Origin of the sequence: Salibacterium qingdaonense (genome assembly GCF_900114715.1) — a bacterium.
Lineage (GTDB): Bacteria > Bacillota > Bacilli > Bacillales > Marinococcaceae > Salibacterium > Salibacterium qingdaonense.
The window spans coordinates 58,764-66,718 of record NZ_FOTY01000017.1 but is presented as its reverse complement, the minus strand read 5'-3'; the positions used below and the strand labels follow the sequence as shown (position 1 = coordinate 66,718).

Below are 7,955 nucleotides of genomic sequence, written 5' to 3'. Positions count from 1 at the left end.
TATTTGCTCGCTAGGCATACATTGATGATAGAGGACCTTCTCTTTTTTTGCCACCGATCAGCTCTCGCAACTACCGAGAACTATTTTACACATACTACTCGCGCTGTCGACACTTTCTCCAAAGCCTGAGAACAGATAGTTTTCTGCTTTTATTATTCTTAACTTCTTCGTGGCAGAATTTTATTTGTTTTGTAGCATTTCTATTTGAATTTGGAGTTTTTCTGAATTTACAGCATCATAATTTTGTACCCACAGTGCGTTACTTTTACCCGTACTTTGGGGGTTATTACCGAGTTGTCTTGACATTTCGATTGTATTATTAACGAGTTTACCTTTAGATTTTTCCCATACTTTCAAAGGATCCACTATCCACTCTAGAGTATCGTCATTTTTAATCTCTATGAGGCTTCTAAATGCGGCTAGTATAGGGAATATAAATCCTTGTGTAATTTGGTAACTAGTTGGTGTTTGAAAGTATTTTGTAGTTGTTCCTTTTTCTTTTTTATCGACTCCTTTAATTCTTCCAAAAGCACCTTTCGGATTAACAGCTTTGTATCCATCAGCCATTTCTAATTCTATTTTTTCATACAAATGTATGATATCTGGTAATAATGGAGCGATTTGCATATAGTCATTTCTATTACCCTTTGTTTTATCATCGTAATTAGCTAAATAGTCCTTAAGAACTTCTGCTTTACCACTATAGGCTTGAATCGGGTGAGCACTATCTCCTCCATATTTAAATACATTAAAAGCATACATGAGTCTCACTAAATCTACTGTATCTAATCTTTTATCCTCATTTTCTCTATATGCGATATCACTTGAATAAGGTTCGTTTTCAATGCTTTTTTTGACGAATTCAAATTTATTTGCTAATTCTGCTATTGCTTTATCTGAAACTTGGACACTAGTATTTCTAGCACCAGACAGTTCGTCTATTTCCATTACATTCGTCATGATTTCTAAGTGAACAAACTGTTCGATTTCTGGGTCCAATTCTAGTTTGTTATTTATTATGGCGTGATATGTGTGTCCGCCGTCCAGTACCCCATACTTATCATTTTCATCATCTGCACCTAGATCTAAAATGATTTCTTTTGTTACTGAATCTAAGGTTACATTTTTGGCAGATATTAAAATTCCCCTGTTATTCACAAAAAAAGATTGTGTACTCTCTGTTAGAGCATCCCTAATTCTTCTGTACACTTTGGTATTTGTTTTTACATCCCTAGGGTTTACCTCTGTTGGAAAACCATGAGGAATTTGTTTAACATTCACCCATAAATGGTAAACTTCCCGATTATCTTTTTGGTAAGGACTTTTTAGTTTAGAATAATTTTGATATTCAAAACTGTACTTATTTTCCGTCATGTTAACTCCTCCTAAATATCTTTTGTTATACTTATAAGTATATTGATTACTATAATAAATTGGAAGGAACCTTGGTACATAATTTATGGTCAAAAGACAAAGAATAACTTTTTTTAACGACCCATATTCTAAAATGGGAGATCAACTTAGACTGCTACGTGAGTATAATGGAATGACAATATCCGAGCTAGCTGAAAAAATTGATGTGTCTAATAAAATGATTAGTAACTACGAAAATGGTTATAATCGTATAACAATTGAAACTATAGTAAAAATATATAACAACGAGGCTTTTGGAAATATGGAGCTTGAAGAAATATTTCGTATACTAGTTATCAATATTTTTGAGTAATTCTCGTATGAAGTTTAGTATATAGTAGTTAAAATGATTTGTATGAGATGAAGTATACGCCTCGTTAGAAGGATGATTCAGAATTGTTATTTTATTTAAAGACAGATTGATACGAATAAAGACTCTACTTATCACATCAAGTTCTGAATAAATGGAAAATGTTAGTTCATTCAGGTTCATAATCGCATTTGTAATCATACGATTTGCTAAACTAAAATATTAAGCTTTTTGGAAGATAGCGATTGTTGGGTGTAAACATTAGTTTTTTTGAATAATACCAATTGGGGTGGTAGAGTTCTAAATTTTCAGCTGCAATATTCTTAATTGCAAAATACAGTCTATAAGGATTTTTAGTTGAAGCCGTTACTAAATTAGTGCGTAAAAAGAAAGCAAGTACCAGATGATGGGTGCCTGCATTCTTTATTTACCAGCAGAAAAAAATCTGACTGTGCTACACTATCGATAGATGATACAGACGAATGAGGGATGATGATGAGAAAGCCGTCTATCTTGGTAGTCGAAGATGAGGAGAAAATTGCCCGGGTGCTGGAGCTCGAGCTTGAGTACGAAGGGTACTGCGTAGTTAAAGCACATGACGGGCTGGAGGGAATCGAACAGTTCCGCAGCGGGGGATGGGATCTTATTATACTGGATGTTATGCTTCCAGGGATGAGCGGGGTGGATCTGCTGCGGCGGATTCGTTCCGGCGGGGATCCGACTCCTGTTATTATGCTGACGGCAAAAGATGAGCTGGAGGATAAGGTGAAAGGGCTGGATCTGGGTGCGAACGATTATGTTACCAAACCATTTCAGATTGAGGAACTGCTGGCGAGAATCCGTGCCGCTCTGCGGACAAACACTTCCGAAGCAGAAAACGCGCATGCGCTGCGCGCCGCTGATCTGACGTTGAATGAGTCCACTCATGAAGTCTTTCGGGACGGGGAGCCGATTCAGCTTACGGCAAAGGAGTTTTCCCTGCTTGCTTACTTTATGCACAACCAGCGTCAGGTGCTGAACCGGGAACAGCTTCTGGAACGCGTCTGGGGCTATGATTACGACGGGGACACCAATATTGTGGAAGTGTACGTCCGGTACCTGCGGAATAAAATGGACAAAGGCTATGACCCGCAGCTTATTCACACGGTAAGAGGTGTGGGGTATGTGCTGAAGGATCCACGATGAAGCTGACAACGAAAATTCATGTGTTCACGACAGTTTTGTTTATTATTCTTCTGATTCTGATCAACGTGGCTGTTTATTTTTCTTTCAAAAACATTATGTTCGGTACAGAGATGGAGCAGGCCGGGCAGGAAGCAGAGCAGGTACTCACGGGAATCAATGAGAATCAAGGCGCTGTTCCGTCACAGGATCTGCTGCGGGCCTACGTGCCGCCGGAGGGCATGTTGAACATTGTTCTGCAGAATGGTCAGTCGGACGTGGTCGTCACGGGTGGAAATGGACAGCGGCTTACCGGCCAAAAAACCCGGTTTTACGAGCGGAGTATGACCGAAGTCCGGTGGCTGGAAGACACCCCTTACGCGTTTGCGGCGCAGCCTGTCGTGTGGAAAGGAGGAGAGGTCGCGTCCCTGCAGCTGATGGAGTCGATGGAGACAGAAGCCGGGAATTTGGCGTTACTTAGGATTGTGTTACTTGTTGTCACGGTGGCTGCCTTGATTCCTCTGTTTCTATCGGCTCGTGTGTTGAGTAATCTAATGACGAAACCAATCACCTCTTTGATTCAAACGATGAATCAAATCCGGCAGAGCGGCCGGTTTGAGCAGATTGAACATTCGAAGCAATCGAAAGATGAACTTTCTCAAATGACAGAGACCTTTAATGAAATGATCCATCAATTGGAGACGAACTATGAACGGCAGGAGCAGTTCGTATCGAATGCGTCCCACGAATTAAAAACGCCGCTCACGGTTATTGAGTCTTATTCCAGCTTGTTAAAGCGGCGTGGGAGAGAGGACGAAGCCCTTTTTTACGAATCGGTCGAAGCCATTCAATCTGAAGCGGAACGGATGCGGGGATTGACTCAGCAGCTTCTGCTTCTGGCCAGGAAAGATGAAGAGTGGAATATGGAATGGGGATATCATGACGTATCGGGAATTCTGCAGTCCATCATTCATTCATTTGAGAGAGCATACGAGCGTGACGTTGCATTTGAAGGGCCCGAGGGAGTCATCGTAAAGACGGATGAACAGAAACTCAAGCAGCTCCTCTACATCTTTTTGGACAATGCCCGCAAGTACAGCGATACCCCCATTGAGGTGCAGGTGGTGAGGAGTGGAGATAAGGCTGCCATCAGGATCACCGACGACGGCATAGGCATACCCAAGGATCAACTTAACAAAGTATTTGATCGTTTTTACCAGGTGGATGAATCCAGGTCTCGGAGATCAGAAGGCTTTGGCCTGGGGTTGTCGCTGGCTGAAGAGCTCGCCCGGGCTCTCGGGTCGGACATTCAATTGAAAAGCGAAGTCGGACAGGGAACAACCGCAGTAATTTTTCTGCCGCTTTCTCAGTAAATTCTCATGATCCTTTTGTAAAATAGAACAAGAGGTGAATAAAACGTGAAATACAACATAACGATTGCTGTCATGATTGTCTTTTTGCTTGCAGCAGGGTGGCAGGGAGTCCGGCTGTGGCTTGGTGATGAAAGTGTATCAGCTGAGGATGTACGTCAAAAAGTCGAAGAACAGTACACCGGAAGCATCACGAGTATGGAACAAAAGAGTGATCGCTACCTGGTCTTTTTGACGATGGAAACCGGCGAATATGAGCTTGAGGTCTCCGGAGAGGATGGGACAATCATTCGGATGGAGCGCACCCAGGCCTTCCAGTCTGGAGAAGAAGCACCGGCAAAAACAGAAAAAAACGAAGAGCCGCCTGCTCCGTCCGCATCACCCGAACCATCTGATCCGCAAGACCCGATGACGAAGGAGCAAGCCGAAGTGATCGCTTTGGAACGTGTGCCCGGCAGCGTGGACGATGTCGACCGCGAGTCATCCGACAACGGTTCTTTCTTTTTAGTAGAAATTGAAAGAGAAGACGACAGGGAAGCTACGGTACAGGTGAACAGCATTACCGGAGAGATCATGTCCGTCAGCTGGGATGATTAGAATTCTTATCAAATTCTCATTTTTCTTTCCATGAATTCTCATCTTGATTGAGTAAGCTGTAGATAGACTCACTCAAAGGAGGACATGAGAATGAAGAAGAAATGGATGATAAGCAGTGTAGTGGGAGCGGTTGTTATAGGCAGTACTTTCGGTGTGAGCGCGATGGCGGACAGCGGGGATGACTGGAACGGACAGAAGGCAGAGCTTTCCGTAAGTGAAGCGGAAACTGCGGCGAAAGAGAAAGTGCAGGGGCTGACAGTGGATCATATCGAAAAAGAAAATGATGACGGCCGTCTCCTTTATGAAGTGGATGGTACCGAAGCGGATGGAAGAGATATGGACATGGATATCGATGCCAATTCCGGAAAAGTCATCAGAATCGACCGAGATGATGACGATGAAAAGGAGAGCAATGGTAAGGTGAACGTTTCAAAGCAGCAGGCGGTGGAAGCTGCTAAAGCAGAAGGCGAAGGTCAAGTGACGGAAGTGGAGCTTGATGACGGCCATTATGAAATAGAGATGGAAAATGGCAGGACAGAATATGAAATCAAAGTGGACGGCCAAACCGGTGAAGTGATGGAAACAGAGCAGGATCAAGATGATGACTAACCCCGGATCGATGAAAAAATGGTAAGTGATGATGACCGTCTGAGACCCATCATCACAGACGGTGGTATTGTATGTAGATAACAACCAAAAGAGCACCTGCGCCTGTGAAGACTGTACAGGTGCAGGTGCTCTTATTTAATGAAAAGAATCATTTATTAAGCGCTGTGATAATTCTCCATCGTGTTAGGCTCTTGATTCCTGGGGGTTTTGTCACTTTGCATTAACAAACCGCCGGGGATGACCAAGGCCAGGACAATGATCGACATAATGATATAGGCATTCTGGAATCCGAGGCTGGTGTAAAGACTGCCCATAAACAGGGAGAAAAAGGCGACACCAAGCTGTTTGGCCACATTGAAGCCTAACATATAGACTGTCGCGGAAAGACGCGCATCAAATACATTCACAATGTACTTCATAATCGAGACGAGCATGAGAGGCATCTCAATCGCCGCGAGCAGCTTCCAAAGTGCGAGAAGCGCCGGTGTAGTTGAAAAAGCGGTTCCAATCACCCGTATAAATAAAATGAGTCCGTACAGAATCAATCCGTTCTTCGCTCCGATTTTATTAATAAACCAAGGCGCAAGGACCATAAACCCGGCTTCCATAAATATCTGTAACGAGGCTAATCTGCTGAAAATGGATTCTCCGTTTGCTTCCTCGGGGAAGAAACTTACAAAGTAGTTGGGAAACTGCTGATCAAAGACGTCATACAGACTGGCACTTCCGATAATCAGAAGACAGAGGCCCCAGAAACTTCTTTTCTTAAAAACACTTAGAATACTGTCTTTATTCACGTGGGATCCTTCATCTTTTTCCTGCTCTTCGCTGCCGTTATCAATCTGCTCATTGACTTTTCTTTGGGAATCCAGTTTTCTGACGTTTACCATCAAAAGCAGGATGCCAAGCAGAATAGCGGAAATGGTACATACCCAGAACACACTGAATGGGTCACGTACAAACATGATACCGCCGATAAAGGCAAACGCCCCGCCTGCAAGAGACCCAAATAAGCGGGCATGGCCGTATTCAAAATTGCTGGCGCGGCTGGATCTCTCTGTATATGCTTCCACAACGCCGACGCCGCTGTATAAACACAGGCTTAAGAACGCCCCGCCGGCTATACTGCCGAAAACAACGTTAAATTGAAGGAGTGGAATGAACGCAAATTCAAAATAAGGCCCAATCATAAGTAAACACAAAACGACAAAGGCAAATAAATGTCTTCTGAGTCCCAGTTTGTCCTGGATAACCCCGTAAACCGGTTCCAAAAATATGGCCACAACAGACATCGTGGAAAATACGATGCCTGCTTCCGCTGTACTTAGATTTGCCTCGTCATTTAACCATAACGGCAGAAACGTGATGATGAGTGTCCAAACGGTAAAATAGAAAAAGTTGATACCGCCGAAATTCCAAAAGGTTCTGTTCTTTAAACTATTCATTTTCATCCTCTTTCGTTAAAATCTTTGGTGTATCAGGGGTCCATCTGTCATCTTTAGCAGGAACGCCGAAATGAGGGGTGCCGTCTTCGTTCCACGTAATAACTTGCGCACGGGCGTGACGGTTGGGGTCATATAACGGGTCGCCCTCGATTTTTGTATAATTACGGGCATGATAAATCAAAATGTCGGTATTTCCGTCTTCGGACACAGTGAAGCTGTTATGTCCCGGCCCGTACTGTTCATTCGGTGTATAGCTTTCAAAGACCGGCTCCTGACGTTTCGTCCATGATTCCGTATTCAAAAGATCTGCGTCTTCATCAGCTGTCAACATTCCCATGCAGTAATCAACGCCTGTAGCGCTTGCAGAGTATGTAATAAACACCTTTCCATTTCTAATCAAAACGGCAGGGCCTTCATTCACCCAGAACCCTCTAATTTCCCACGATAACTCAGGCTTGGTGAGCATAACGGGAGGGCCCGCTAATGTCCATGGATTCTCCATCTCAGCGATATAAATATTGGAGTGGCCGGTAATATCCAGATCCTGCTGCGACCAGACGTAATACTGTACGCCGTCATGTTCGAAGGTTGTTGCATCCAGGGCAAACGTGGACCAGCCTGGATCGATCTGTCCCTTTTCCTTCCACTCTCCTTCGATAGGATTGTCCGAATCATTTTCCAGCACGTACATCCGGTGGTTGAACGTGTCATCAACGATTTTGTCGTCAGGAGAAGCGGCATAGTAGATATACCATTTTCCATCTATCCGGTGGAGTTCAGGAGCCCAGATCAGATCACTCTGCGGTCCCTCGCTATGTTTATGCCAAACTGCATGTTCCTCGGCATCCTGCAGGTCATTCAGATGTTTGGCACGCCGCAGAATAATACGGTCGTAGGAAGGGTAGGATCCGGTGAAGTAATAATATCCATCACTGTGTTTATAAACAAAAGGGTCTGCTCTCTGTAAAACGATAGGGTTGTTTATAGTTTCCATAATCATCACTCCTCTTATAAAGTAAGTTCTAAACTCGTCACGTAGTAAGCGGTTTC

8 protein-coding genes are annotated in these 7,955 nt (G+C 43.6%); 5 read left to right on the top strand and 3 right to left on the bottom strand.

Annotated elements, in window-relative coordinates:
• Positions 1-180: 180 nt before the first annotated feature.
• Positions 181-1,374 carry an AIPR family protein gene (locus tag BM058_RS12645; RefSeq protein ID WP_090927412.1) on the bottom strand — a complete coding sequence of 398 codons (1,194 nt, stop codon included), beginning with the start codon at positions 1,372-1,374 and terminating at the stop codon, positions 181-183.
• 85 nt (positions 1,375-1,459) lie between these two features.
• Between BM058_RS12645 and BM058_RS18885 the strand changes: the two genes are divergently transcribed.
• The 5 genes from BM058_RS18885 to BM058_RS12620 all read left to right on the top strand — a co-directional run bounded on the left by BM058_RS18885 (position 1,460) and on the right by BM058_RS12620 (position 5,460).
• The gene (locus BM058_RS18885) at positions 1,460-1,726 is read left to right on the top strand and encodes a helix-turn-helix domain-containing protein (RefSeq protein ID WP_090927411.1); all 267 of its coding nucleotides are present in this window, start codon (positions 1,460-1,462) and stop codon (positions 1,724-1,726) included.
• 492 nt (positions 1,727-2,218) lie between these two features.
• A complete protein-coding gene (locus BM058_RS12635; RefSeq protein WP_090927410.1) occupies positions 2,219-2,908 on the top strand; it encodes a response regulator transcription factor in 690 nt (229 codons plus the stop codon).
• Positions 2,905-4,257 carry a sensor histidine kinase gene (locus BM058_RS12630; protein ID WP_090927409.1) on the top strand — a complete coding sequence of 451 codons (1,353 nt, stop codon included), beginning with the start codon at positions 2,905-2,907 and terminating at the stop codon, positions 4,255-4,257. The genes BM058_RS12635 and BM058_RS12630 overlap by 4 nt, the downstream gene beginning before the upstream one ends.
• 45 nt (positions 4,258-4,302) lie before the next feature.
• Entirely contained in the window at positions 4,303-4,851 is a 549-nt protein-coding gene (locus tag BM058_RS12625; protein ID WP_090927408.1) for a PepSY domain-containing protein, read from the top strand.
• A 90-nt stretch (positions 4,852-4,941) separates the two neighbouring features.
• On the top strand, positions 4,942-5,460 hold the full coding sequence (locus BM058_RS12620; RefSeq protein WP_177195547.1) for a PepSY domain-containing protein: 519 nt from the start codon (positions 4,942-4,944) through the stop codon (positions 5,458-5,460).
• 155 nt (positions 5,461-5,615) lie between these two features.
• On the opposite strand, the gene BM058_RS12615 is transcribed toward BM058_RS12620, so the two are convergent.
• Both BM058_RS12615 and BM058_RS12610 read right to left on the bottom strand, forming a co-directional pair.
• Positions 5,616-6,905, bottom strand: a complete 1,290-nt coding sequence (locus BM058_RS12615) for an oligosaccharide MFS transporter (RefSeq protein ID WP_090927406.1) — start codon at positions 6,903-6,905, stop codon at positions 5,616-5,618.
• Positions 6,898-7,905, bottom strand: coding sequence for a glycoside hydrolase family 43 protein (locus BM058_RS12610; protein WP_090927405.1), 1,008 nt, complete (start codon positions 7,903-7,905; stop codon positions 6,898-6,900). The genes BM058_RS12615 and BM058_RS12610 overlap by 8 nt, the downstream gene beginning before the upstream one ends.
• Positions 7,906-7,955: the final 50 nt, after the last annotated feature.